This is a genomic window from Kitasatospora sp. SUK 42 (assembly GCF_015776785.2).
Classification (GTDB): Bacteria; Actinomycetota; Actinomycetes; order Streptomycetales; family Streptomycetaceae; genus Kitasatospora.
In genome coordinates this window covers 1-409 of the sequence record NZ_LFMD02000016.1, presented here as the reverse complement: position 1 = coordinate 409, position 409 = coordinate 1, and the positions used below count along the sequence as shown (strand labels likewise).

The following is a 409-nucleotide window of genomic DNA, read 5'->3' as shown; positions in this document are numbered from 1 at the left end:
CCTCAGCTGGTCTGGATGGAGGTGTCGTCGATCACGAAGCTCGTCTGGAGCGAGGCGTCCTCGGTCCCGGTGAACTTCAGGGTGACGCTCTGGCCCGCGTAGGACGAGAGGTCGAAGGTGCGCTGCTGGTAGCCGGCCGCGGCGTCCACGTTGGAGTAGGTCTTCAGCGTGGTGCCGTTCACCGACACGGTCAGCTTGTCGTACGCCGTGGAGCCCGACTCGGCGGTGTCGATGTGCAGCCAGAAGCTCAGCGTCGCCTTGCACCCGGCCGGGATCGTCACCGTCTGCGCCAGCGTGTCGGTGTGGGTGGTGCCGTAGCCGTTCAGCCACGCCTTCCACGAACCGCCGTGCGCCGCCTGCGAGGCGCTGTTGTCGATCACGCCCGAGCTCGTCGTCCACGGCGCCGCCG

Annotated in this window: 1 pseudogene; it reads right to left on the bottom strand. The window is 68.2% G+C overall.

Features of this window, described 5'->3' with window-relative positions:
* Positions 1–2 precede the first annotated feature (2 nt).
* Positions 3–409, bottom strand: a pseudogene (locus tag RZ50_RS28125) (immune inhibitor A); the annotation flags it as partial.